Annotated in this window: 22 protein-coding genes; 14 read left to right on the top strand and 8 right to left on the bottom strand. The window is 68.5% G+C overall.

Features of this window, described 5'->3' with window-relative positions; all coding sequences use genetic code 11:
* Positions 1 to 5 precede the first annotated feature (5 nt).
* Positions 6 to 1,223 carry an acyl-CoA dehydrogenase family protein gene (locus tag ASF34_RS18285; RefSeq protein ID WP_056163253.1) on the bottom strand — a complete coding sequence of 406 codons (1,218 nt, stop codon included), beginning with the start codon at positions 1,221 to 1,223 and terminating at the stop codon, positions 6 to 8.
* Positions 1,224 to 1,547: 324 nt separating this feature from the next.
* On the opposite strand from ASF34_RS18285, the gene ASF34_RS18280 reads away from it, so the two are divergent.
* The 3 genes from ASF34_RS18280 to ASF34_RS18270 all read left to right on the top strand — a co-directional run bounded on the left by ASF34_RS18280 (position 1,548) and on the right by ASF34_RS18270 (position 4,722).
* Positions 1,548 to 2,945 carry an LLM class flavin-dependent oxidoreductase gene (locus tag ASF34_RS18280; RefSeq protein WP_056163250.1) on the top strand — a complete coding sequence of 466 codons (1,398 nt, stop codon included), beginning with the start codon at positions 1,548 to 1,550 and terminating at the stop codon, positions 2,943 to 2,945.
* A gap of 37 nt (positions 2,946 to 2,982) precedes the next feature.
* Complete coding sequence (locus tag ASF34_RS18275; protein WP_056163247.1) at positions 2,983 to 3,783, top strand: MetQ/NlpA family ABC transporter substrate-binding protein; 801 nt, start codon at positions 2,983 to 2,985, stop codon at positions 3,781 to 3,783.
* A gap of 120 nt (positions 3,784 to 3,903) precedes the next feature.
* Entirely contained in the window at positions 3,904 to 4,722 is an 819-nt protein-coding gene (locus ASF34_RS18270) for a MetQ/NlpA family ABC transporter substrate-binding protein (protein WP_082494225.1), read from the top strand.
* Here the strand turns inward: ASF34_RS18270 and ASF34_RS18265 are convergent.
* Both ASF34_RS18265 and soxC read right to left on the bottom strand, forming a co-directional pair.
* Positions 4,686 to 5,273 carry a c-type cytochrome gene (locus tag ASF34_RS18265; RefSeq protein ID WP_056163244.1) on the bottom strand — a complete coding sequence of 196 codons (588 nt, stop codon included), beginning with the start codon at positions 5,271 to 5,273 and terminating at the stop codon, positions 4,686 to 4,688. The two genes, ASF34_RS18270 and ASF34_RS18265, sit on opposite strands and share 37 nt — an antisense overlap.
* A complete protein-coding gene (soxC, locus tag ASF34_RS18260) occupies positions 5,263 to 6,516 on the bottom strand; it encodes a sulfite dehydrogenase (protein WP_056163241.1) in 1,254 nt (417 codons plus the stop codon). Before soxC ends, ASF34_RS18265 begins: the two co-directional genes overlap by 11 nt.
* Before the next feature lie 482 nt (positions 6,517 to 6,998).
* On the opposite strand from soxC, the gene ASF34_RS18255 reads away from it, so the two are divergent.
* The 9 genes from ASF34_RS18255 (at position 6,999) to ASF34_RS18215 (ending at position 16,005) form a co-directional block, all read left to right on the top strand.
* Positions 6,999 to 8,123 carry a methionine ABC transporter ATP-binding protein gene (locus ASF34_RS18255; protein ID WP_056163238.1) on the top strand — a complete coding sequence of 375 codons (1,125 nt, stop codon included), beginning with the start codon at positions 6,999 to 7,001 and terminating at the stop codon, positions 8,121 to 8,123.
* The gene (locus tag ASF34_RS18250) at positions 8,113 to 8,778 is read left to right on the top strand and encodes a methionine ABC transporter permease (protein WP_026175832.1); all 666 of its coding nucleotides are present in this window, start codon (positions 8,113 to 8,115) and stop codon (positions 8,776 to 8,778) included. The genes ASF34_RS18255 and ASF34_RS18250 overlap by 11 nt, the downstream gene beginning before the upstream one ends.
* Before the next feature lie 316 nt (positions 8,779 to 9,094).
* The gene (locus ASF34_RS18245; protein ID WP_056163236.1) at positions 9,095 to 10,126 is read left to right on the top strand and encodes an ABC transporter substrate-binding protein; all 1,032 of its coding nucleotides are present in this window, start codon (positions 9,095 to 9,097) and stop codon (positions 10,124 to 10,126) included.
* Between the two features lie 10 nt (positions 10,127 to 10,136).
* Positions 10,137 to 11,042, top strand: coding sequence for an ABC transporter ATP-binding protein (locus ASF34_RS18240; protein WP_056163233.1), 906 nt, complete (start codon positions 10,137 to 10,139; stop codon positions 11,040 to 11,042).
* Positions 11,039 to 11,929 (top strand): ABC transporter permease, encoded by an 891-nt coding sequence (locus ASF34_RS18235; protein WP_056163230.1) that lies wholly within the window; start codon positions 11,039 to 11,041, stop codon positions 11,927 to 11,929. The genes ASF34_RS18240 and ASF34_RS18235 overlap by 4 nt, the downstream gene beginning before the upstream one ends.
* A gap of 375 nt (positions 11,930 to 12,304) precedes the next feature.
* Positions 12,305 to 13,267, top strand: coding sequence for a sulfonate ABC transporter substrate-binding protein (locus ASF34_RS18230; protein WP_056163227.1), 963 nt, complete (start codon positions 12,305 to 12,307; stop codon positions 13,265 to 13,267).
* A 188-nt stretch (positions 13,268 to 13,455) separates the two neighbouring features.
* Positions 13,456 to 14,226, top strand: a complete 771-nt coding sequence (locus ASF34_RS18225; RefSeq protein ID WP_238253955.1) for an ABC transporter permease subunit — start codon at positions 13,456 to 13,458, stop codon at positions 14,224 to 14,226.
* A complete protein-coding gene (locus tag ASF34_RS18220) occupies positions 14,223 to 14,957 on the top strand; it encodes an ABC transporter ATP-binding protein (protein WP_056163225.1) in 735 nt (244 codons plus the stop codon). Before ASF34_RS18225 ends, ASF34_RS18220 begins: the two co-directional genes overlap by 4 nt.
* 34 nt (positions 14,958 to 14,991) lie before the next feature.
* The gene (locus tag ASF34_RS18215; RefSeq protein WP_056163223.1) at positions 14,992 to 16,005 is read left to right on the top strand and encodes an NrtA/SsuA/CpmA family ABC transporter substrate-binding protein; all 1,014 of its coding nucleotides are present in this window, start codon (positions 14,992 to 14,994) and stop codon (positions 16,003 to 16,005) included.
* A gap of 102 nt (positions 16,006 to 16,107) precedes the next feature.
* Here the strand turns inward: ASF34_RS18215 and ASF34_RS18210 are convergent, their stop codons facing one another.
* From ASF34_RS18210 to ASF34_RS18190, 5 genes are all read right to left on the bottom strand, one after another.
* Complete coding sequence (locus ASF34_RS18210) at positions 16,108 to 16,710, bottom strand: hypothetical protein (RefSeq protein WP_056163218.1); 603 nt, start codon at positions 16,708 to 16,710, stop codon at positions 16,108 to 16,110.
* A complete protein-coding gene (locus tag ASF34_RS18205) occupies positions 16,707 to 17,855 on the bottom strand; it encodes a YcxB family protein (protein WP_056163216.1) in 1,149 nt (382 codons plus the stop codon). Before ASF34_RS18205 ends, ASF34_RS18210 begins: the two co-directional genes overlap by 4 nt.
* Positions 17,856 to 18,316: 461 nt before the next feature.
* The gene (locus ASF34_RS18200) at positions 18,317 to 19,747 is read right to left on the bottom strand and encodes a phosphomannomutase (protein WP_056163213.1); all 1,431 of its coding nucleotides are present in this window, start codon (positions 19,745 to 19,747) and stop codon (positions 18,317 to 18,319) included.
* A gap of 205 nt (positions 19,748 to 19,952) precedes the next feature.
* Entirely contained in the window at positions 19,953 to 20,516 is a 564-nt protein-coding gene (locus ASF34_RS18195) for a helix-turn-helix transcriptional regulator (RefSeq protein WP_162240048.1), read from the bottom strand.
* Positions 20,517 to 21,104: 588 nt separating this feature from the next.
* Entirely contained in the window at positions 21,105 to 22,073 is a 969-nt protein-coding gene (locus ASF34_RS18190) for a LysR family transcriptional regulator (RefSeq protein ID WP_056163206.1), read from the bottom strand.
* Positions 22,074 to 22,216: 143 nt separating this feature from the next.
* On the opposite strand from ASF34_RS18190, the gene ASF34_RS18185 reads away from it, so the two are divergent.
* Both ASF34_RS18185 and ASF34_RS18180 read left to right on the top strand, forming a co-directional pair.
* Positions 22,217 to 23,239 (top strand): carbon-nitrogen hydrolase family protein, encoded by a 1,023-nt coding sequence (locus ASF34_RS18185; RefSeq protein ID WP_056163204.1) that lies wholly within the window; start codon positions 22,217 to 22,219, stop codon positions 23,237 to 23,239.
* Positions 23,240 to 23,331: 92 nt separating this feature from the next.
* A complete protein-coding gene (locus ASF34_RS18180) occupies positions 23,332 to 24,645 on the top strand; it encodes a substrate-binding protein (protein ID WP_056163201.1) in 1,314 nt (437 codons plus the stop codon).
* Positions 24,646 to 24,654 lie beyond the last annotated feature (9 nt).

The following is a 24,654-nucleotide window of genomic DNA, read 5'->3' as shown; positions in this document are numbered from 1 at the left end:
GCGCTTCAGGCCGAACCGACCCGGTATTGGCGTGGCGGGGCGGTGCCGTTCACGGCGAAATCGCCCACCGCCCGGTCGCGGTAGATCCGGGGATTGTGCGAGGCGATGGTGCGGGCGTTGCGCCAGTGCCGGTCGAGGCCGAGCCCGCTCTTCACCGCCGAGGCGCCGAGCGCATCGAACAGGGTCGTGGTGGCGTCGAGAACGAGGTTGGTGACTACCGTCACCGCCTGGTTCACCTCGATGTCGGCGATGCCCGCCGCATGGTCCGCCGCTTCTCCGTTGCGGTGAACGTCGTAGGTCCGCTGCAGGGCCTCCGCCGCCTTGAGGACGATGGCGCCCGCCGCATAGGCCGCGCCGCGCACGCGCCCGACCACTTGTTGGATCTGGGGATCGTCGCCGGCCCGGCTGCCGTTGCCGTGGCTGTAGACCCGCTTGCGCTCGGCCACGAGTCGCGACACGTCGATGGCGGCCGAACGGCCGATGCCGGCCAAAGTCGCCAGATGGACGAGCTGGAAGAACGCCATCGCGTAGGGGAAACGCTCCGGATCGGGCTTGATCAGCTCCGGCCCGATGAGGACGTCCGTGAAGATCGCCGTGCCGCTGGCGGTGAGCGACTGGCCGAAACCGTCCCAATCGTCGACGATCTCGACACCCGGCGCCCGCACCGGCACGGCCGCCACCAGGGACGCGCCCGCCTCGTCCTGGGCCGAGACGTGGATCCAGTCGGCGAAGAGCGAGCCGGTGGTGTAGAATTTCCGGCCGTTGAGCAGCCATTGCCCGCCGTGGGGCCGCAGGACCGTGTCGAACTGCCCGACCTTGGCCTCGCCGGTCTCGGACACGCCGCTGCCGACGGTCTGGCGATCGCCGATCCGGGCGGTCCAGCGCGCCCGCCATTCCGGTGAGGACGAGCACAGCATGTCCTCCGTGAACCCGAAATGCGCGCGCAGGGCGTTGGTGACGTTGGGGTCGGCCTGGGACAACTCGATCAACAGGTTGAACAATTCGGGCAGGCTCGCGCCGTGGCCCCCCTCCTCGCGGGCGAGGCGCAGGGTGGTGAAGCCCGCCTCTCTCAGCCAGCCGATCTCGTCATGGGGGAGCGTGTGCGCGAGATCGCGGGCGATGGCGGTGGCGCGGATGCGCGCGAAGACCGGCCGGAAACCGGCCGCGAGCGCCTCGTAGCCCGCGCTCGGTCCCGCGCCCCATCCCGCTTCCGTCTGAGACATTCCGTCGATTCCGTGCCTGTGATGCCGTCACGCCGAAGGGGCTCGCGCTCGATGGCCCCCGGCCCCGTGGTCGTCCTGATCGACAATCCGGGCAGGGCAGACAAGTATAAATTAGGGTCGGATATGCGATTTAGCGATGTTATGCTCTAATTAATCGTAAAATAGACGATGTATGCTTGAAAGGGATGATCGTTGAAAGATCATTCTCGTTGACCGGATAGGATCACCGGCTAGGCTCATGCGTAGGAAGGCCTCGCGCATCGCGTGAACGAGGCCTCTCTCTCCATCACACGATATCGTCGCCCCGGATTGCCTGGATCTGCCATGAGCGCACGCCGCGAATTGAGGCTGAACGCCTTCGAGATGGGGGCGCCGGGCCATACCTGGGCCGGGCTGTGGCGGCACCCGCGCGACGCGGCGGCGCGCTACAATACCCTCGAGTACTGGGTGTCGCTGGCCCGCACCGCCGAGCGCGGCCTGTTCGACGGGATCTTCCTCGCCGACGTGGTCGGGGTCTACGACGTCTACGGTGCCAGCCCGGCCACCGCCGTCGCCCGGGCGGCGCAGGCGCCGAACCTCGACCCGTTCCTGCTGGTGCCGGCGATGGCCCATGCCACGACGCATCTCGGCTTCGGGGTGACGGCGAACCTCACTTACGAACACCCCTATACCTTCACCCGCCGGCTCTCGACCCTCGATCACCTCACCAACGGTCGGATCGGCTGGAACGTGGTCACCGGCTATCTCGAGAGCGGCGCGCGCGGCATGGGCCTGCCGCAGGCCCGCGAACACGATGCGCGCTACGATGCCGGCGAGGATTTCCTGGAGGCCGCCTACAAGCTCTGGGAGGGAAGCTGGGAGGACGGCGCGGCCCTGCGCGACCGGGCGTCCGGCCTGTTCACGCAGCCGGGCAGGGTCCACCGCGTCACCCATGACGGGCCGAGCTACCGGGTCGACGGGCAGCATCTCAGCGAGCCGTCGCCGCAACGGACGCCCGTGCTCTATCAGGCCGGCGCCTCGTCGCGCGGACGTCTCTTCGCCGCCCGCCATGCCGAGAGCATCTTCCTCAACGGCCAGACCAAGGCCGTCGCGGGCAAGGCCGTGCGCGCTACGCGGCAGGCGGCCAAGGAGGCGGGCCGCGATCCCTACGACATCCGGATGTTCCTCGGGGCCACCGTGATCGTCGCCCCCACCCGCGCCGAGGCGTTCGATCTGCGCGACGAGTACGCGCGGTATCTCGACGTGGAAGGCCAGCTCGCCCTCGTCTCCGGCTGGACCGGGATCGACCTGTCCGAACTCGATGCCCATGAGGGGCTCGCCTACGTCAAGACCAATGCCATGCAGTCGTTGCTCGAGAACCTGACGCTGCCCGGCGAACGCTCCTTCACCCGTGCCGACTTCGCCGAGTTCGGCCCGCGCGGGGCACGGGCTCCCTTCATCGTCGGATCGCCCTCGGACGTCGCCGACGCGCTGCTCTCCTGGGCCGACGAGGCCGATCTCGACGGCTTCAACCTCACCCGCGCCGTCGCGCCCGAGACGATCGAGGCCTTCGTCGACCTCGTCGTGCCCGCGCTGCAGGACCGGGGCGCGTTCAAGACGCGGTATCGCGAGGGCACGCTCCGCGAAAAGCTGTTTCCGGAGGGCGGCGCCCACCTGAAGGCGACCCATCCCGGCGCCCGCTTCCGCCGGGGCGGCGGCGAGTCCCGCGCCTCCGCCGCCTGACGGCTCCCTCTCCCCTCCCCGATCACAGGCTTCCCCGATGCTCCCGCTCCGTACCCGCCGCAGCCTCCTCGGCGTCGCGGCTGTCCTCTTCGCTCTGGCGACCGGCCCCGCCTTCGCGGAAAAACCCCTGCGCATCGGAGCGACGCCGGGACCGGTGGGGCAGACCCTGGCCTTTGCCGCCGATCTCGCCCGCAAGCAGGGGCAGAATGTCGAGATCGTCGAGTTCACCGATTGGGTGACGCCCAACGAGGCCGTGGCCTCGGGCGATATCGACGCCAACCTGTTCCAGCACGTGCCCTACCTCCAGAGCGCCATCCGCTCGCGGGGCTACAAGCTGGTGGCCGTGGAGGGCGCGATCGTCCTGCCCGTGGGCTTGTTCTCGAAGACGGTGACCAGCCTCGACACGGTTCCCGACGGCGCCTCGGTGGCCATCGCCAACGATCCCGTCAACGCGGCGCGGGGCTTGCGCCTGCTGGAAACCGCCAAGCTGCTCACCCTGAAGCCGGGCGTCGGCGACGAGGCCTCCGTCGCCGACATCGTCGCCAATCCGAAGCACCTGCGGATCATCGAGCTCGAAGCGGCGCAATTGCCGCGCGCGATGGACGACGTGACCCTGGCGCAGGTCAGCTTCACCTACCTGATCGCCGCCGGCGGCGACCCCAGGACCTCCCTCATCACCGATGGAGCCGGGGACCGGCGCTACACGCTGAGCTTCGTCGCCCGTCCGGACAATCGCGACGATCCGCGTCTGGCCGCCTTCATCCGCAGCTTCCGCTCGGCGCCGGTGCGGGACTACATCGAGCGGACCTACAAGGGTTTCCTCGAGCCGGTCTGGTAGCGCGGTCTTCGATTCGAACCGCCGCCGCCACCCGTTCGTCCAAGCGCGAGCCGGCCGCCCGAACGAGCCTGCGCCAGGCTCGAAGGTCTTCGCCCCGGCACTCCCGAACAGAGAGCATCCATGCCCCTGAACCGTCGCGCCCTGCTGGGCGGCACCCTTCCCCTGCTGGGCGGCACCCTTGCCCTCATCACGGCCTCCACGGCCCGGGCCGCAACACCTCTCAAGGTGGTCGCCTCCTCGGTGCCGCATGCCGAGATCCTGACCTACGTGCTGGACACGCTCGCTCCGGACCTGCCCCTGCGGATCATCGAGATCAGCGGCGACATCCGCCCGAACCGCCTCGTTCTCGATGGCGATGCCGACGCCAACTTCTTCCAGCACGTGCCGTATCTGCGCAGCGAGGAGGCCGAACTCGGCGTCCGCTTCGCCGTGACTGCGAGCGTGCATGTGGAGCCCCTCGGGCTGTATTCGCGCCGCGTCCGCAGCCTCGCCGACCTGCCGAAGGGGGCGACCATCGCCCTGTCCAACAACGTCACCAATTTCAGCCGGGGGCTGAAGCTGCTGCAGGAGAACGGCCTCATCCGTCTCAGGCCCGGCGGCGACGGCACCTTCGCCACGGCCGGCGACATCGCCGAGAATCCGAAATCCTTCAGCTTCGTCGAGGTGGCGCCGCCGCAATTGCCGCGCTCCCTCGACGACGTCGCCCTGGCGGTCATCAACGGCAACTACGCCCTCGAATCCGGCCTCGACCCGGCCAAGGATTCCCTCGGCCTGGAGCGGGCGGAGGGCAACCCCTACGCCAACGTGCTGGTGACGACGCAAGGCCTGGCCCAGGATGCGCGCATCCAGACGCTCTCCTCCCTCCTGCAATCGGCGGAGGTCGCCGGCTTCATCCGCGAGCGCTATCGCGGCGCGGTGATCCCGGTGAGAGGCGCCTGACCGGAGCGCGCCGGCACGTCGGGGCGGCTGTCCGTGGTGAAGCCGTCCCGGTTCGGCATCCGCACCTTCGGCAGGGAGGCGGCATCGAGTTCCGCCCCCTCCGGCAGGATGCCGTTGAGATGCAGCACATAGGCGCTGAGGGCGTAGGTCTCGTCGGCGCTCAGGGATTGCGGCGCGTCGTAGGGCATGGCGCGGCGGATATAGTCGAACAGGGTGGTGGCATGGGGCCAGAAGCTTCCCACCGTCCGCACCGGCTTGCTTGTCGCGAGGCTGCCCTGGCCACCCGCGAGCCTATCGGCGGATGCACCCTCCCCCTGCGCCCCGTGGCAGGCGGCGCAGCGCGCCCCGAACAGGGCCTCGCCCTGGCGCACGCTGCCATGGCCGGCGGGCAGTCCCTGACCGTCGGCCCGCACGTCGATGTCCCAGAGGGCCAGGGTCTGCGGGGTCACGGGGCGGCCGATCCCGGACAGGGAGACCGGCCCGGACGGGTCCGCCAGGGCGGCGCCCGTCACCGTCAGGCAGGCGAGAAGGCCGAGGCCGCTAAACCGCATGGCTCACGCCTCCCTCGGCGGCGATGTGCCAGCCGGCGATTCCGTTGTTGTGGTAGAAGGATTGGGTGCCCCGGACCGAGACCAGCGCCGCGCGCGGCGGCTGGACGTAGCCCGTCTCGTCGGTGGCCCGGCTGAGGAGATGCGCCGGGCCGCCCTCCCAGCGCCAGGGGAGCCGGAACCGCGTGAGGCATCTGGGCAGGATCGGACCCTCCAGAACGGCCGCCTGCCAGCGCGCGCCGCCGTCGGTGGAGACCTCGACGCCCGCGATGCGGCCGCGCCCCGTCCAGGCGAGGCCGCGGATCTCGCGAAAGCCGGGCGCGCGCAGTTGCTCGCCGCCGGACGGCGTGGTGATGACCGATTTGGCCTCCATCACGAAGGTGAACTGGCGCGCCGACCCGTCCGGCATCAGGTCTGTGTATTTCGAGGTCTCCTCGCGGGTCTGGAACGGCTGGTCCCCGACCTTGAGCCGGCGCAGCCACTTGATGCTGAGATTGCCCTCGACCCCCGGCACGAACAGCCGCAGCGGGTAGCCCTGTTCCGGGCGGAGCCGCTCGCCGTTCTGGGCATAGGCCAGGATCGCGCCGTCCCGCGCGAGGTCGAGGGGGATGCTCCGGCTCATCCCGGCCGCGTCCGCGCCCTCCGCCAGGATCCAGGCGGCGCCGGGCTTCACCCCGACCTCGTCGAGGAGGGTGCTCAACTCCACGCCGGTCCATTCGGCGCAGGAAAGGAGGCCGTGGCTTTCCTGGAGGGTCCAGCCCGGCTTGGCCCCGAGCCACGGCGTGTTGCCCGAGCATTCGAGGAAATGGATGCGCGAGACCGACGGCATCCGCACGAGATCGTCCATGGTGAGGATGAGGGGCCGTTCCACGAGGCCGTGGATCGCCAGCCGGTGGCGCTCCGGGTCGATGGCCGGCACCCCGGCATGGTGGCGCTCGAAATGCAGCCCGTTGGGCGTGATGATGCCGTGCAGGTGCTGGAGCGGCGTGCCGGTGGAGGAGGCGCCGGGAAAGGCCGGCGGCGTCCGCGATTTCCGGCCTAGGTTCTCGTAGGGCGAGGGCCGGCCATAGGGCGGCGATGCGGACGGCGCTCCGGGCGTACGGCTCCATTCGGGGATGGCGAGGGGATCGCCCGCCTCCAGGGCGTGGGCGGCGGTGGCGATCCCGCCCGCCGCGCCGCCGGCCAGCCGAAGGAAGCCGCGCCGGCTCGAAGACCGGCGCGGTGCGCGCGATGTGTCAGACGGCATGACAACGGGGTCCGAATGGGCGTTCGGAGGAGAACGCGAAGCGAGATGTCGGGGGCGATGGCGAAAGAAGAGCGTGGCTGCGTCTCTTTCGATGATTGTCATTGGACCGTATCCGGCCTTCGCAATCAACGGCATGGATTTTTCAATTCTTGCGGGGACGCGAATACATCTTCTCTCGAACCGGGACGCCGAGGGACGATTTTTCGGATTACGTAACGCCGCTTGGGCGATGCCGGGATTGCCCTGCCCGACGCCGCGCATGCGGCCCGTCCCGAATGCCGGGCGACTTGAATGTTGGGCAACTTGGAGGATCGTTCTCTCGCGGTAGGGCTGCGGGGATCGATCTTGCTTGAAGGGCGAAGAATTCGGCAGCCGATTTCATTGAATGCGACAAGTATAGGTCATAGAATCGCAGGATAGATGTTCATCGTTCCGTTCCACCGCCCGGCGCCTGCGCGTGCCGGGCGCATGAGGTTTGGCGAGTGCCTGGAATTCAGATCGACCGCGGCGGCGATGCCGTCCCGCCGCCGCCGGATGCGCTGATCCGTTTCGAGCAGGTGGCGAAGACCTACTCCACCCGCGACGGCGCCGGCGTCTCGGCGTTGAGCGGGATCGACCTGTCGGTGACGGCCGGTTCGGTGCTGGGGGTGATCGGCCGCTCGGGCGCGGGGAAATCGAGCCTGATCCGGCTCATCAACGGCCTGGAGCGCCCGAGCGCGGGTCGTGTCCGTGTCGGGGATGCGGAGGTCTCGTCCCTCGACGAGCGCGCGCTGCGCCGGATGCGCCGCGGCATCGGCATGATCTTTCAGCATTTCAACCTGCTCTCGTCCCGCACCGCCTTCGGCAACATCGCCCTGCCCCTGGAGATCGAGGGCCAGGGCAAGGCCGCGATCCGCGCCCGTGTCGAGGAATTGCTGGCCCTGACCGGGTTGGAGGAGCAGCGCGACCGCTATCCCGCCGAACTCTCGGGCGGCCAGAAGCAGCGTGTCGGCATCGCCCGCGCGCTGGCCACGGGGCCGAGCGTGCTTCTCTCCGACGAGGCCACCTCCGCCCTCGACCCGGAGACCACGCGGTCGATCCTGGCGCTGCTGCGCCGCATCAACCGCGACCTCGGCCTCACCATCGTGCTCATCACCCATGAGATGTCGGTGATCCGCGCCGTGGCGGACCGCGTCGCCGTGCTGGAGGCGGGCCGCATCGTCGAGCAGGGCGACGTGTTCGAGGTCTTCACCCGTCCACAGGCCGAGATCACCCGGACGCTGCTAGCGGGAGAGATGGGGCTGGCGCTGCCGGCCGGACTTCGCGCCGAGATCGACACCCGACCGATCGCGGGCGGCACGGCGGTTCTGCGGATCGCCTTCCGCGGGCCTCACGCCAACGACCCGATCGTCGCGCGGCTCGCGCGCGAGACCGGCATCGAGGCCAACATCCTGTCCGGCACCGTCGACGAGATCGCCGGCCAGCCCTTCGGCTCGCTGACGGTGGGGCTGCCCGCTGGGCCGGACGTGGTCGGCCGGGCACGCGCCTTCCTCGACGCTCACGGCCTCGTCTCCGATCTCCTCGGCTACCTGCCGGCCCACAGCGTGGAGGCTCGCCGTGTCGCCTGAAATGATCCGCCTGTTGCTGCAGGCCACCGGCGACACGCTTTCCATGGTGGCCGTGGCGGCCGTTCTCGGCACGCTGTTCGGCCTTCCGCTGGGCGTCTTCCTGGCGACCAGCCGGCGCGGGGAATTGCTCGCCGCGCCCTGGCTCAACGGCGTGCTGGGCCTCGTCGTCAACGCCACCCGCTCGACGCCCTTCATCATCCTGGTCGTGGCCATCATCCCCTTCACCCGGCTCATCGCCGGCACTTCCATCGGGATGTGGGCCGCCACGGTGCCGCTGACGGTGGCGGCGACGCCCTTCATCGCCCGCCTCGTGGAGGCGGCGATCCGCGAGGTCGATGCCGGGCTGGTGGAGGCGGCGCGCGCCTTCGGGGCCGGCCCGCTCACCATCATCCGCAAGGTGCTGATCCCGGAGGCCCTGCCCGGCATCCTCCTCGGCCTGACCCTCGCAGTGGTGTCGCTGCTCGGCTATTCGGCCATGGTCGGCGCCGTCGGCGGCGGGGGGCTGGGCGATCTCGGCATCCGCTACGGCTACCAGCGCTTCCGCCCCGAGATGATGCTGGCCGTGGTCGTCGTGCTGATCGTCCTGGTCCAGGCGGTCCAGACCATCGGCGAGCGTCTGGCCGGCCGGCTCAACCGGCGCATCCGCCGGGCGTAATCCCGCTCCGGCAGGTTTCATCGGGGCACTCACCGCTTAACCCGCCCGGAATGTCCCATAAAACGAACGCCGGGCGTGATGAGATAAATCGACGGTCTCCCACATATCGTCGCTCGGCCGGAAATATTCTTCGCCTTACTGCGACGGGCTCGATAACGACTACGATCCGTCTGTTCTAGAGACGGATCATCTCCTTTGTCCGTTCTATAAAGAGAACGATTTCATTGACGGCGAAGGCGCCGCCGAGCAGATTCGGAGGACACTTTCTCACCCCGGCTCCGCGTCCCGCGTCCGAGTTACGACAGCAGGTTTCCCCATGACGACCCGACGCCCGACTCTCTCGCGCCGGAAAGCGGCGGCTCTTCTGGGCGGCTTCGCCCTCTCCCTGGCGAGCCTCGGCCCTGCCGCCGCCGCTGAGGGCCAGCTGCGCATCGCCAAGCAATTCGGTGTCGTCTACCTGCTTCTCAACGTCGTCGAGGACCAGAAGCTCATCGAGAAGCACGGCAAGCAGGCGGGCCTCGACATCAAGGTGGAGTACGTCCAGCTCTCCGGCGGTTCGGCGGTCAACGACGCACTGCTGTCCGGCAATATCGAGATTGCCGGTGCCGGTGTCGGCCCGCTCTTCACCCTCTGGGACCGCACCCGGGGACGGCAAAACGTCAAGGGCGTCGCGTCGCTCGGCAACTTCCCCTACTACCTCGTCACCAACAATCCCGACGTGAAGACCATCGCCGACTTCACCGAGAAGGACCGCATCGCGGTTCCCGCCGTCGGCGTCTCGGTCCAGTCGCGCATCCTGCAGCTGGCCTCGGCGAAGCTCTGGGGCGACAAGGACTTCGCCAAGCTCGACAAGATCAGCGTCGCGGTCCCGCATCCGGAGGCCGCCGCCGCGATCATCAAGGGGGGCACCGAGATCTCCGGCCATTTCGGCAACCCGCCCTTCCAGGAGCAGGAGCTGGCCGAGAACCCGAAGGCCCGGATCGTGCTCAATTCCTATGACGTGCAGGGCGGCCCGGCCTCCTCGACCGTGCTCTACGCCACCGAGAAATTCTACAAGGACAGCCCGAAGACCTACAAGGCGTTCCTGGGCGCGCTCGATGAGGCCGCGACGTTCATCACCGCGAATCCGGAGAAGGCGGCCGAGATCTACGTTCGGATCAACGGCAGCAAGATCGACCCGGCCTTCCTGACGACGATCATCAAGAACTCCGCCGTATCCTTCAAGGTGACGCCCGAGAACACGCTCGGTCTCGGCACGTTCATGCACCGGGTCGGTGCCATCAAGGCGGAGCCGAAGACGATCGGCGACTACTTCTTCGATGACCCGCGCATCAGCAACGGCAGCTGAGCGGCGCGCCATGATCTCCACGGCTCCCCGCTCCGAATTCGCCATCACGGGGCTCCCCGATCCCCGCGCATGGGGATCCGCGCGGCGTGAGGAGGCGCGCGCCCATGCCCCGGTCGCGGCCGAGGCATCGCCGCTGCTGCGGATCAAGGGCGTGACCCTCGAATACCGCACGCCGGAGCGGGTGGTGCGCGCCACCCATCGCATCGACCTCGATATCCATGAGGGGGATCGGTTCGTCCTGCTCGGGCCGTCCGGCTGCGGCAAGTCCACCCTGCTCAAGGCCGCGGCCGGTTTCCTCCGCCCCGTGGAGGGGGAGATCACCCTCGGCGGCGTGCCCGTGCGCGAGCCCGGCCCCGACCGCATCGTGGTGTTCCAGGAATTCGACCAGTTGCCGCCCTGGAAGACGGTGGCCCAGAACGTCGCCTTCCCCCTGCGCGCGGCCCGTGCGCTGGGCCGGCGCGAGGCCGCCGAGCGGGCGCGGTACTACATCGACAAGGTCGGGCTGACGCGCTTTGCCGACAGCTACCCGCACCAGCTCTCGGGCGGCATGAAGCAGCGCGTGGCGATTGCCCGGGCGCTGGCGATGCAGCCGAAGGTCCTGATGATGGACGAGCCCTTCGCGGCCCTCGACGCCCTGACCCGGCGCCGGATGCAGGAGGAATTGCTGTCCCTGTGGGACGAGGCCCGCTTCACCCTGCTCTTCGTCACCCATTCCATCGAGGAGGCCCTGGTGGTCGGCAACCGGGTGGCGCTGCTCTCGCCCCATCCGGGCCGTGTACGGGCCGAGATCAACAGCCATGCGTTCGATCTCACCAGCATCGGGAGCCGCGATTTTCAGGACGCGGTGCAGCGTCTGCACAGCCGCCTGTTCGAGGCCGCACCCGAACGCCGCGCATCCACGGAGGCGTCCGCATGAGCGATGCCAGTCTCGCGGGCCGGCCCCTCGTGCCGCCGATCCGCCCCGAATACGACCATGTGCTCGCCCCCTTCGTGGAAGCCCCGGTGGAACGGGTGCTGCCGTTCTCGACCCGGCTCTGGCAGCAGGATTGGCTGCGCAAAGGGCTCATCATCGTCGCCCTCGTCCTCGTCTGGGAGGGGCTGGCGCGCTGGCAGGACAACGACCTGCTGCTGCCCGGCTTCGGCGCCACGATGGCCGCACTGGTGGACGGCCTCGTGAACGGCGAACTGCTGGACCGGGTGCGGATCTCCCTCGTCGTGCTGCTGCAGGGCTATGTCTGCGGCATCGTCCTGGCCTTCCTGCTGACCACCCTGGCCGTCTCGACCCAGTTCGGCCGCGACCTGCTCTCGACCCTGACGGCGATGTTCAACCCGCTGCCGGCCATCGCCCTGCTGCCGCTGGCCCTACTCTGGTTCGGCCTCGGTTCCGGCAGCCTGATCTTCGTCCTCATCCATTCGGTGCTCTGGCCGATGGCGCTCAACACCTATGCGGGCTTTCAGGGCGTGCCCGAAACCTTGCGCATGGCCGGGCGCAACTACGGTCTGCGCGGCCCGTCCTACGTGATTCAGATCCTCATCCCCGCCGCGCTGCCGGCGATCCTGTCCGGCCTCAAGATCGGATGGGCCTTTGCCTGGCGCACGCTGATCGCGGCGGAACTCGTCTTCGGCGCATCCTCGGGGCGCGGGGGGCTGGGCTGGTACATCTTCCAGAACCGCAACGAACTCTACACGGACCGCGTCTTCGCCGGTCTCGTCCTCGTCGTCGTCATCGGTCTCGTCATCGAGAACGTGGTGTTCGCGGCCTTCGAGCGGCTCACCGTGCGGCGCTGGGGCATGGCGCGATAATCCCGACCGATGTCGGAGGCCAAGCTGCCCCGCGCGAAAGGTTCTGCTTTCACGAGCGGACGGCAGAGCAGGTTTCGATCGTTCCGCCTCTATCTTTAAAAGATCATATTATCGACTTTTGCTGATTGCGGCGATTATAAAAGCTATCGCAAAAGCTTTTATTCAGTATTTCGTCCGCCGGCGGGACTGGGGTGCCGGCCGGATGGCCCCGCTTCGATCGCATCGCCGTCCCGTCTCGCCCTCGACGCCATCGGGCTCCGGCATGGCGCCGGGCCCATCCTCGACCTCTTGCGCCTGCCATGAGGGCGTGAGCGACCGCTTCACCGATGCCGCACCTTTTCGCCGGGCGGATGCAGATTCAAGGGAGATCAATCCGTGACGATCACCAGACGCCGCGTGCCGGGCCTGCTCCTCGCGCTCGGAGCCGGCCTTTCCGCCCTCACCGGTGCCGTCGCCGGGGAGGCCGCGCCGAAGGAGTTCCGGATCGGCTACCAGAAGATCGGCCTCATCGTCGTCGCCCGGCAGCAGGGGGTGATCGAGAAGCGCCTGGCCGCGCAGGGCACCAAGGTGCAGTGGGTCGAGTTCCAGGCCGGGCCTCCCCTGCTCGAAGCCTTGAGCGCGGGCAGTATCGATTTCGGCTATACCGGCGACGCGCCGCCGATCTTCTCGCAGTCGGCGGGCGGCAACCTCGTCTATGTCAGCGCCGCGGCGCCCTCCGGCGACGGCGAGGCGATCCTGGTCAAGGAATCTTCGCCGATCCGGTCGGTCGCCGATCTGAAGGGCAAGAAGGTCGCGTTCGGTCGCGGCACGAGCGCGCACAACCTCATCATCGCCGCCCTGGAGAAGGCCGGCCTCACCTTCTCGGACATCACGCCCGCCTACCTGACGCCGGCCGATGCCGGCTCGGCCTTCGCCAACGACAGCGTCGACGCGTGGTCGATCTGGGATCCCTACTTCGCCGTGGCGCAGGCGCGGAGCAAGACCAGGGTCCTGGCGACCTCCGGCCAGACCCTCGACGTGTCGGCCTATTTCCTGGCCAACAGGACCTTCGCCGACACGCATCCGGGCGTCATCGTCCATAGTCTGGCGGGTCTCACCGAGGCGGCCGCCTGGGCCGACGGGCACCGCGACGAGGTGGCCAAGGCGCTGAACGCCGTGACGGGCATCCCCTACGAGATCCAGAAGGTCGCGGCGGACCGTACCCGGTTCGGGGTCCGGCCCCTCACCGACGCGATCCTCTCCGGGCAACAGGCCACGGCCGACCGCTTCCATCGTCTCGGGCTCATCCCCCGCGCCATCCAGGTGCGTGACGCCGTCTGGACCCCGCCGCGCACCTGATCGCGTCGACCCGCAAGATCCCGTCGACCTGAAAGATCCCGTCGACCCGCAAGGCCCGGAGCCCCCACATCGTGACCACCCTCGACCCCCTCGCGAGTCTGTCCCTGCCGGGAGCGGGCGTCCCGCCCCGGCGGGCGCTGCCCAAGGCCGTTTCCCCCTCCCCCTCGCGCCACACGGCCCGGTCGGGCTTGGGCCCCTACGGTCTCTTCGTGATCTCGTGGCTCGCCCCCGTCGCCCTCGTGGCGGTCTGGGAAGTCCTCGCCCGTGCCGGCTGGATCTCGCCGCAGGTGCTTCCGGCACCGAGCAAGGTCCTGACGACCGCCTGGAAGCTGACACTGAACGGTTCGCTGCTCCTCGATCTCGGCACCAGCCTGCTGCGCGCGGCGGTCGGCTTCGCCATCGGCGGCGGAATCGGTTTCGCCCTCGGCACCCTGGTCGGGTTTTCCCGTCTCGCGGAGGCGGCCATCGACCGGAGCGTCCAGATGATCCGCGCCATCCCGTTCCTCGCCCTGCTGCCCCTGGTCATCGTGTGGTTCGGCGTCGGTGAGAGCCAGAAGATCTTCCTCGTGGCGCTGGGGGTCGCCTTTCCGATCTACATCAACACGGTGCTCGGCATCCGGCAGGTGGACCCGAAGCTCGTCGAACTCGGCCGGGTCCGGAACCTCGGTCCGATCCAGCTGATCCGCCGCATCATCCTGCCCGGCGCCCTGCCCTCGATCCTCACGGGCGTCCGCTATGCCCTGGCGACGGCTTGGCTGGCCCTGGTGGTGGCCGAGACGATCGGCGCGCAATCCGGCCTCGGTTTCCTCGCGATGGATGCCCGCGAGTTCCTGCGCACCGACGTGATCGTGCTGGCCATCGTGCTCTACGCGCTGATCGGCATCGCCGCCGATTCCATCGCCCGTCACCTGGAGCGCTCGCTCCTGGCCTGGCACCCGAATTTCGGGGACCGCCGATGAGTCGCGCCCATGCCGGAGCGGCCGTTGCCGCGCCCGCTCCCTCGCCTCCCGCCGTCGTCGTCACCGACCTCACCCGCGCCTACGGTCCGCGCGTCGTCATCGACGGCCTGAATCTCGTCATCGAGCGCGGTGAGTTCGTCGCCCTGCTGGGCGAGAGCGGTTGCGGCAAGACGACCTTGCTGCGGGCCCTGGCGGGGCTCGATCCCGTCGATCACGGCCGCATCGACGCGCCCGGAGAGGCCGCCGTCGTGTTCCAGGAGCATCGGCTGCTGCCGTGGGACAGCCTCTGGCGGAACGTGGCGCTGGGCCTGCCGGACCGGGGGGCTCGGGAGCGCGCCGCCGCCGCGCTCTCCGAGGTCGGGCTCGGACACCGTCTCGACGATTGGCCGCGCAATCTCTCCGGCGGTCAGGCGCAGCGCGTGGCTCTCGCCCGCGCGCTCGTGCAGGAGCCGGAACTGCTGCTGCTCGACGAACCCTTCGCGGCGCTCGACGCTCTGACCCGCATCCGCATGCACGGGCTGGTCAAGGAACTCGTGGCCCGCCACCGGCCGGGCGTTCTCCTCGTCACCCACGATGTCGACGAAGCCATCTCGCTCGCCGACCGCGTGCTGGTGATGCGGGCGGGGATCATCGCCGCCGAGCACCGGCTCGACGGCTCCGGCGATCGGGTGGCCCTCCGCCTCCGCCTCCTCGCCGAACTCGGCGTTCACGCCGAATCCGAGCCCGCCTGAACTCTCCCTCCTAGTCGATCGGCCAGAGACTCCCATGACGACCTCATTCCGCTCCCCGTCCTCCGGCCCCTCCCGCCGCCGTTTCCTCGAGACGTCCCTGCTCGGTGCCGGTGCCCTCGCGGGTGGTCTCGCGGGCCATTCGGCCGGCGCCGCCACCGGCCGCACCACCGACACGCTGCGCCTGACCTGGGGCTATACCGGCCTCACCTTCATCGCCAAGGAGCGCGGCGAGCTGGTGAAGACCCTCGCCAAAGACGGGATCAAGGTGGAATGGGTCGGCCCGTTCCCCAACCACGCGCCGACCCTCCAGGCGGTCACCGGCGGCACCGCCGATTTCAGCTTCGGCGGCAGCACGACCCCTGCGCTCGCCGCCATCTCCGCCGGCTCGCCGCTGGTCTTCACCCAGTTCCTCATCTACAGCCCGCGCACCACGGCCATCATCGCCAAGGACGGGTCCGGCATCGACAAGGTCGAGGATCTCGTCGGCAAGTCTGTGGCGGTGAACCGGTCGGGGCTCGGCGAGTTTCTGGTGGTGGCGGCGCTGGAAAAGCACGGCATCGACCGGTCCAAGGTCAAGTTCGTCTATCTCAACCCGCCCGATGCCGCCCCGGCGCTGGCCTCCGGCAAGGTCGATGCGTGGTCGATGTGGAGCCCCGGCGTGGACATCGCCCGCTTCGACTACAACGCCCACGACATCTTCCTCGAGGAGCGCGACCTGCCCTTCCAGATCGATTTCACCTCCTACCTGACGCGGCGGGATTTCGTCGCGAAGAACCCCGATCTCGTCCGCGCCTTCCATGCGGCGCTGAAGAACGACGCCGATTGGGCGTCCGCGAACACGGAAGAGGCCGAGCGGCTCACACAGGCCAAGGCGGGCTACAGTGACCGGGTGCGCGACCACTTCATCGGCCTGCGCAAGCAGTACAAGCTCTACGCAACGGACGATCAGGCCTTCCTGGCGGAGTTCCAGAAGGCGGCCGAGTGGCTGGTCACGCGCAAGGTCCTGCCCGAGCCGGTGACCGTCACCGATCACCTCGTCCGGGTCTGACGGGATCGTCGCCCCGTTCCAGGCCCCGATCCTCGCGGCCCTGAGGCGGACCTCGTATCTTACCGGAACGGGACGGGAGCCGATGCTTCCCCTCAGCCGGAGCTATTCCGAACGTCTCGCACTCCCGAGCAGCGCGCGGGCGGCTTCGTGACGGATCTCGCCCGTCTCACAGGTCTTGCAGATCGCCCCGAGATAGCGACCGTCGATCACCGTCGCGGCGAACAGCCCGGACTTGAAGCGGTTCGCGGCCTGTGTCTCCACGGCGTACCAGAGGCGTGTCCCGAACCGCACCTTGCCGAATTCGCCGCGCAACGTCGCGTCCCTGCTCGTGCTTTTCAGAGCGCTGCGGATGCGGGTGTAGCGGGAGGTGGGCGAGGCGTAGAGCCCGTCGAGACGGGCCGTGTCGTCGCCTTCGCCGTCGACGGGATCGCGTCTCAGGAACACGGTGCAGACCTCCAGGGTGCGCTTGCAGGGGAGCGTGCCGCAGACGAGACGCACGGTCATCCGGCCCGTGGCGTCACCGGTCGCCTCGGCGGGATCTTCCAGGGTCCATCCCTCCGGGAGATCGATGACGAAGCCCTGGTCCAGACGGACCGTCCGTGTCCTCGCGGTCTCCCCGCTCCAGGCCGCTCCCGCGACGGTCAGTGCCGGGAACACGCATGCGAGGGCGAGCCAGCCGGAGCGGCGTTTCGGAGCACGGCTCATGACGGTCCGCCGTCCGAAGGCAGATGGCGCGCCGCGAGCGCCTCGAAACGGGCGAGTGCGTCCGGATCGAAGGCGCGTGTCGGGAGTGGCAATACACTGCCCCAGCGCATCGGCAGGACGATGAGTTCGCCCAGGCGCTCGCAGCCCCGGAAGTTCGTCCAGCCGAGGCGTGCCCAGGCTCCTCCTTGGGCGACCGAGAGGCTCCGGGCGTCGGCATGAGCATAGGACGTGCCGGGCCGTGCCTCCCGCGCGAGATCCCGTCCGAGCTCGCGCGCTGCCCAGCGACGGTTCCAGGGACCGAGCGCGAGGACGAGCAGGACCACCGCCGCGGCCCCTAGGGCCGGCTTCAGGAAATCGGTTCCCGCCATCTCGAGGAAGAGCGGGAACGCGATCGAGAACGGGACGCGGTAGGGGTCCACCGCCCACACGAAGGCGACGATGCCGGGAACGAGCAGGCTCAGACCGGCGAAGAGCAGCACTGCCCCGCGCATCCGTGCTCGCTGCATCGCCGGCCGGTCGAGGGTCCTGGTCACGAGCGCCGCCCGATCCTCCGCCGTGAGCGTGAAGGCGATGCGCACCGCATCTCCGGCTTCGTCGGCGAAGGGATCGGTGTCGTCGGGCGGGTGGGGCGACAAGGGCCGCCCGGCGGCGGTCCAGGCCCGAACGCCGTCGGCCTGCGCCGTCGTGAGATCGGCCTTGGCGAGGACGATGGGTTCGCCCTCGACATCCGTCAGGACGAAGAGGTGGAGACGGTCCTCGTCCAGCCCCTTGATGAGATGCCAGGGCAGGAAGGCCTCCAGATCCGCACTCGTCTGCGTGATCCCGGCATCGTCGAAGCGGTAGGTCATCGGCACGGGCGTGTCTTCGCCGGGGGGGCCGATCGCGGCGACGAGCCGCTGCTGCAGCAGCCACGGGTAGGCCGCGTGAAGGGTGAGGCAGGCAAGTGTCACGACCGCGAGGAGCGCGGCCAGCGGCCAGAGCGACAGGTCGGGGAGGTCCTGCAGAAACCCGGATATGGTCTTGCCTTTACGCCCTCCCTCCGTCGCCCAGGTCGAGACGAAGCCGAGCAGGGCGAAGAACCATAGCGCGGGTAGTCCGACCGTCAGGATACGCCGCCGGAATGCCGCCGAGCGAGGTCGGTGCATCCAGGCGATGCCGGCGAGTCGATGGGTGAAGCGAAGCGGGGCGGCGAAGACGAGGGGCGCGCCGGGGGATAGCGGACGTGCCGAAATGGATGGGACGACGGGCAGGGTTGCATCTCCTACGACGCGCGGCGCGCGCTCATGGCGCTACGCGGGTTTCGCAAAAGTGGTCGCTGGTTTTGCGGCCGAAAACCTGCGACGCTCCGAGGGCCAATGCGGACCCGCACAGGCCTGGCAGGCCTCCATCGTGCCCGGACCGGGCGGCTGAGACAACCGCCGACGACACGGGGTGGTTGAGAGCATCGCCGGATTCGAACGCCCGCGCGCCAAATTTGCCGCAGGCGGCCGCTTCCGGGCGTGCCGACACGCGAGCGTTCGAGGCCCGATCCGACGAGACCGGGCCGCGGGCCGATTTCGCTCGGAAACCGAGCGGTCCGAAGGGGTCCTGGCTCACCGAGCCGGGGCTAGACCTGCCCGGCCGCGTCTTTCATGGCCGCCGCCGCCGCTGCCAGTCCCCAGCGGACCATCTCCTCCGCGTCGGCGGCCGTCCCCGCCTCCGCGTAGCAACGCAGCTCGGGCGCATTGCCGGACGCCCGGAAGTGGATCGTGCGTCCCCCGTCGAGTTCGACCCTGACACCGTCCTGTTCGTCCACGGATTGCGGCGTGCCGAGCGGGCGGAAGAAATCCGCGCGGAACGCCTCCCGGCCGAGCTGGCGCAGCAAGGCGCCGCTCCGCTCCGCCGGGGTTTCGGGCAGGCGGTCGCTGGCGGTCTCGCCGACCTTCAGGGAAACGACGAGTTCCGCGAGCGTCATTCCGGCGTCCCGTGCCGCCGCCAGGGTCGCCACGATCGGAAGGATCGCATCGCGCGTGGGCAGGGCCGCGAGGATCCCGTCGCCGACGGCAATGTCCGAACCGAGGAGGAAACCGCCATTGGCTTCGAAGCCGACGACGCTCGTGGCTCCGTCCCTCTGCGCCTGGCCCATCCCGGCGATGACGAAGGGCGAGCCGACCTTGGTGCGCAGCACGCGCCGGAAGCCGCCCGCATGCTCGATGGCCGAGCCCGCCGTGACGGGGACGACGACCGTGTCGACGCCGAGATAGCGGGCGGTGATCAGCCCGAGGACATCGCCCCGGACGATCCGCCCGGCGGCGTCCGCGAGCAGCGGCCGGTCCGCGTCGCCATCGGTCGTCACCAGCGCGTCGAAGCCGCCCGATGCCATCGCGTCGCGGATGAACGCGATATCCTCGGGGCGGTGGGCCTCCGTGTCGATGGGCACGAAACTGTCGGAGCGGCCGATGGCGACGATGTCGGCCCCGAGGGCGGCCAACACGTCGGCGAGGAGATCGCGCGCCACGGAACTCTGCTGATAGACCGCGATCCTCTGGCCGGCCAGGATGGTGGAGGGGAAGGCCTCGGTGTAGCGCTGACGGTAGCGGTCGATCGCCCCCGGCTCCCGCGTGGCGGCGTCGGTCGGCGGCATGTCGCCGACCCGGGAGATGTCGCCCAGGGCGGCGAGGATCGCGACCTCGTCGGTCTTGGTGATCTCGCCATCGGGGCGATAGAATTTCAGGCCGTTGCGATCCGAGGGAATGTGGCTGCCGGTGACCATGACGGCGCAGGCCCCGCGCCGGATGCCTTCGAGCGCGAGGGCCGGTGTCGGCAAGGCACCGCAATCGAACACGGTCAAGCCGGCCCCCGCCGCGGCGGCGGCCACCGTCGCGGCGATTCCCTCGCTGCTGTCGCGCAAGTCCCGGCCGATCACGACGTCGCGGCTGCCGCCGGTCGTGGCGGCGATCGAGCGGAAGAACGCGCTGGCATAGGCGTAGCTCGGCCATCCCACGAGGTCTGTCACCAGTCCGCGCAGGCCACTGGTCCCGAATTTCAGACTGCTCATGAGCTTTCCACTTGCGATGGGCGCGACGGTGCGACGAGCCCCGCTTTTAGGTGGAGTGGGCCGCCGCCTCAATCGGTTCCCGTCGGGGCGTTTCCCCCGCCTTCAAGCGCCGGGGCGGATTGCCATGCGATCACCGGGCGTTCGAAGTGCCACGCGACGCTCACCGTCACTTCAGGTCGGTTGTGGCCGCAGGCTTGAGGCCGCCTCACGCGATCGCGGTGATCCGATGCAGAAGCGACATCAGATCGGATTGGCGCCGCGTCTGCGTCTTCGAGAAGATCGACGCCAGATGTGTCCGCACGGTCCACAACGTGATGCGCTTGTCGGATGCGATTTCCGCGAGTGTCTTTCCAAAGCAGATCTGCTTGGCGATGCTGGACTCGGTCTGCGTAAGGCCGAACATCTTCTGCATGACTTCGTTGCTGGGGTCCGGGTTCTCGTTCAGATCGACAATCGTCACGAGCGTATAGCCGTAAGCGTCCGTTTCATCGCCAGCGGGCATGGCGTGAATGGCCAGGGAGCGCTTTCCGTGGCGCGGCACCATGATCCACGACTCGGACCTGTGCCGGAATCGTGTTCCCCCCGCTTCGAGCACGTTCTTGAAGCCGGCCCTCAGGTCCACGGACTTGGGCGTCTCCTCGTCGTTGAATTCCTGGATGGCCCGGATGGCCGCCTGATTGGATTCCACCACATCCCCGTCGGAATCCAGAAGCAGAGCGCCACAGTTCATGCGATCCAAAACGCCGAAGAAACGGCTATTGAGCGACACGATGTGCTCCCCAATACAGATTTGTTCAGTATTCTCGTGTCCGACGCTTGCTACGTCTTCGGCGCTACCGGGACGAAGCCGGCCTGATTTGCCTCGCGAGCGGACAGGCATGCAAGGCGATATGAAATCTCCAAGGTCCGCATTCCCTTGTCCAACTACTCAAGTAGACGTCGTGGCGGCTCGCCAAAAACTTCGAGCGCCGCGAACTCATTCACACATGCCTTATAGCGATTGTTTCCAGAACGAAACATGCATGTCCATAATTCTCGCGCGCTCCGCCGGCTGCTAGTCCAGATTACGGGGCGGGCCGATATTTTGCCTTTGCCATCATAACTAATTGACCAGCGTGGGAAATTCTCGATTTTCAAAAAATCGGGGATCGCAGCCCGATCTCTGCTCGAGGCATGATTTCGGTTTGTCATCACCCATATGAGGGAGGCCGCCGAGATTTTATTTGTAGGTCATGCCCGCGAACGCGCGTTGTGAGACGCTTCCCCAGGGGCTGAACGAGAAGCTGTCTTTTTTCGAGGTAACGACCGGTGATGGGCTCCCTTTGGCGTGTCGCCTCCGCCGGTCCAGCCGGCGCGCTCATCCCGCGTGGTGCAACCCCTCCGGGGCGAGGGTGCGGAGGCAGGGAAGGGACGGTGGCGGCATCCCGACCTGAAACGAGGGATCGGCGCGGAACAGCCGCTTCAGGAACCCCGTCACCGCCTGGATGCGGGGGGAGAAGCGCAGGTCCGTATGCACGTTGAGCCAGAGATCGCGGCTGGTCGAGGCGGTTTCATGGAGCACGGGGACGAGCTCGTCGCGACCGTTCACGGCGAAGCTCGGCAGAAGCACGAGGCCGAGACCGCCGGCGGCGGCGTTCTTCTGGGCGATCATGCTGTTGGAATGGAACACGATGTGACGGTCGAGCACCACGTCGTCGAGCCAGCGGACGCAATCCACCTGGATCAGATCGCTGATGTAGGAGACGAAGGCGTGATGGCGCAGCTCGTCGATGCTCTGCGGCATGCCGGCCCGGGCGAGGTAGGCGGGGGCGCCGTAGAGGCCGAGCCGGAAGCGTCCCACCTGTTCGGAGACCAGCCCCTGGCCCGGCGGTTTGAAGAAGCTCAGGAAGAGGTCGGCCTCGCGCCGGTTGACGTAGACGGTCTGAGACGAGGTGACGAGTTCGATCGCGAGATCCGGGTGGGTCTCACGCAGGCGCACGAAGCGTTCCGCGAGGTAGAGCGAGGCGATGCCCTCCATCGTCGCGAGCCGCACCCGCCCGCTGGCCTGCGCCGCCGAGGGAGAAACCTCCTCGCCCATGGCGATGACCGCGCTCTCGACCCGCTCGGCATGCCCGAGGAGGCGCTGGCCCGGCTCGCTCAGCCGAAGCCCTGACGGCACGCGCTCGAAGAGCGCGATGCCCAGCGCACTCTCCAGATGGGCGAGGCGGCGGCTCACCGTCGATTGATCGACCTTCAGGCGCTTCGCCGCCCCGGCGAGGCTGCCGCCCCTGGCGGCGTTGAGGAAGACCTTCAGGTCGTCCCAGTCGAGCAGATCGAGCGCAGCCATGGGGATCGGTTGGCAAGACTCGCGCCAAGCCCGGCCATCCGGTCGCCGCCCGCGCCGGGTCCCTTCCGCAAGGCGCCTTGCAGATTTGCCCACTTCGCGCCCGCCGGGCGCCGGCTAGGCTGGTTCACGAAAGGGTCAAGTCCATGCTTCCACGCTTCAAGGCCGCGGCGATCCACGCCGCTCCCGTCTTCCTCGATGCCGCCGCCACCACCGACAAGGCGGTCTCGTTGATCCACGAGGCGGCGCGGGCGGGGGCGGGCCTCGTCGCCTTTCCGGAGACCTTCATCCCGGCCTTTCCGGTCTGGGCGGCGCTCTCGGCTCCCATCGACAACCACGATCTCTTCGCCCTCATGGTCGAGCAATCCGTCTTGGTCGACGGGCCGGAGATCGGGCGCATCCGCCAGGCGGCGCAGAAGGCGGGCATCGTCGTGTCCTTGGGGCTCAGCGAGCGCTCGCCCGTGAGCGTCGGCTGCCTTTGGAACGCCAATCTCATCATCGGCGCGGATGGCACGATCCTGAACCATCATCGCAAGCTGATGCCGACCTATTACGAGAAGCTCATCTGGGCCCCGGGCGACGGCGCCGGGCTGAAGGTGGTGGAGACCGGGATCGGGCGCATCGGCCAGCTCATCTGCGGCGAGAACACCAACCCGCTGGCGCGCTATGCCCTGATGGCGCAGGGCGAGCAGTTCCACATCTCGTCCTGGCCCCCGGTCTGGCCGACGCGGCGGCCGAAGGGGGGCGGCAATTACGACAACCTGGCGGCCAACCGCCTGCGGGCCAGCGCCCATTGCTTCGAGGCCAAGGTCTTCGGCCTCGTGACGGCGGGCATGTTGGACGGCAAGGCCTACGATTTCCTCGCCGCCCGCGATCCCGGCGCCGCCGACGTGCTCGACGCAACGCCGCGCGCCGCCTCGTTCTTCGTCGATCCCACGGGGGCGCAGATCGGCGAGGCGCTGCAGGACGAGGGGATCCTCTATGCGGAGATCGACCTCGATGCCTGCATCGAGCCCAAGCAGTTCCACGACGTGGTCGGCTATTACAACCGCTTCGATGTGTTCGACCTCGGGGTGAACCGCCAGCGGCTCGTTCCCGCCCGGTTCCGCGACGGCCCGGAGCTTGCTGCCGCATCCGAGCCCCCGGCCCCGCCAGCGAACGGCGCGTGAGCGACCGACCCCGCGGAAGTCCGCTCCTCTTCCTTGCCTGCGATCCTTCGCCCCCGATCCTTCGCGTCAACGACCCAGAATGGAGATGTGCCATGACCATCGACCGTCGCAAGCTCATCCTCGGAGGTGCCGCCGGACTGATGCTGCCGGATCTTCGCGCAGCCTTCGCCCAGAGTCCGGCACAGATCGGAACGTTCCCGGGCGGCGTCGGCGCGGATTCGGTCTTCATCGGCCTCAACATGCCGCTCACCGGGGTCTTTTCCGGCGATGGCAACGACCTCAAGCTCGGCTATGAACTCGCCATCGCGCAGATCAACGCGGGCGGCGAGATTCCCGCCGCCTGGGGGCTCAAGGGCAAGGGCGTCCTCGGCCGCCAGATCCGCCACAAGATCGCCGATACGGAGGGCAAGCCCAACGTGGCGGTCCAGGCCGCGACGCAGTTCATCCAACGCGACAAGGCGATCATGTTCCAGGGCTCCGTCAGCAGTGCGGAGGCCATCGCCCTCGAGGAGCTCGCGAGCCGCGACAAGGTCCTCTACATGGTGGGCATCGCCGGCTCGAACGACGTCACCGGCAAGAACTGCCAGCGCTACGGCTTCCGCTCGCAGCAGAACGCCTACATGGCCGCCAAGGCCCTCGCTCCCGTCGTCGCCAAGGCGCTCGGCAAGAAGCTCAAGGCCGCCTTCCTCGTCCCCGACTACACCTACGGCCAGACGGTCTACGAGTCCTTCTCCAAGTTCTCGAAGGAGCAGGGCTGGACGCAGGTCCTGAAGGAGACGGTCCCCCTGGGGACGGCCGATTACAGCTCGGCGCTCCTCAACATCGCCAACAGCGGCGCCGACGTCTTCGTCAACATCTGCTTCGGCTCGGATGCCGTGGCCTCCACCAAGCAGGCCGAGCAGTTCGGCGTCCTGTCGAGCATGAAGCTCGTGGTGCCGAACCTGTCCTCGTTCCAGGACAAGGAAGTCGGCCCGGAACTGATGCAGGGCGTCTACGGCTCCTGCGACTTCTGGTGGACGCTGCAGGATCGCTTCCCCCTCGCCAAGACGTTCGTGGAGGCCTTCCTCGCCCGGAACGCCTATCGCCCGCGCTGGGGCGCCCACATCGCCTACATGCAGACCTATCTCTGGGCGCTCTCGGTGGAGAGGGCGGGCGGTTTCAACCCCGTCGACATCATCAAGGTGATGGAAGGTTCGAAGGCGCAGCCCTACGAGACCACGATCGGCCGCGTCTATTTCCGCGCCGAGGACCACCAGATGGTCCGCCCGATCCCGATCCTGCGCGGCAAGGCGCCCTCGGCCATGAAGGGGCCGGAGGATTTCTACGAGGTCGTGGACCTCGTGGACGGCGAGACCGTGATGAACCCGCCCGATCTCTTCGGGTGCAAGCTCGGCCCCTACAGCTAAAGGCGCGCC

The sequence above is a fragment of the Methylobacterium sp. Leaf106 genome (assembly GCF_001422895.1).
Taxonomy (GTDB): Bacteria; Pseudomonadota; Alphaproteobacteria; order Rhizobiales; family Beijerinckiaceae; genus Methylobacterium; species Methylobacterium bullatum.
Note: the sequence above shows the minus strand (reverse complement) of the source record. Positions and strands in the feature narration are given on the sequence as shown.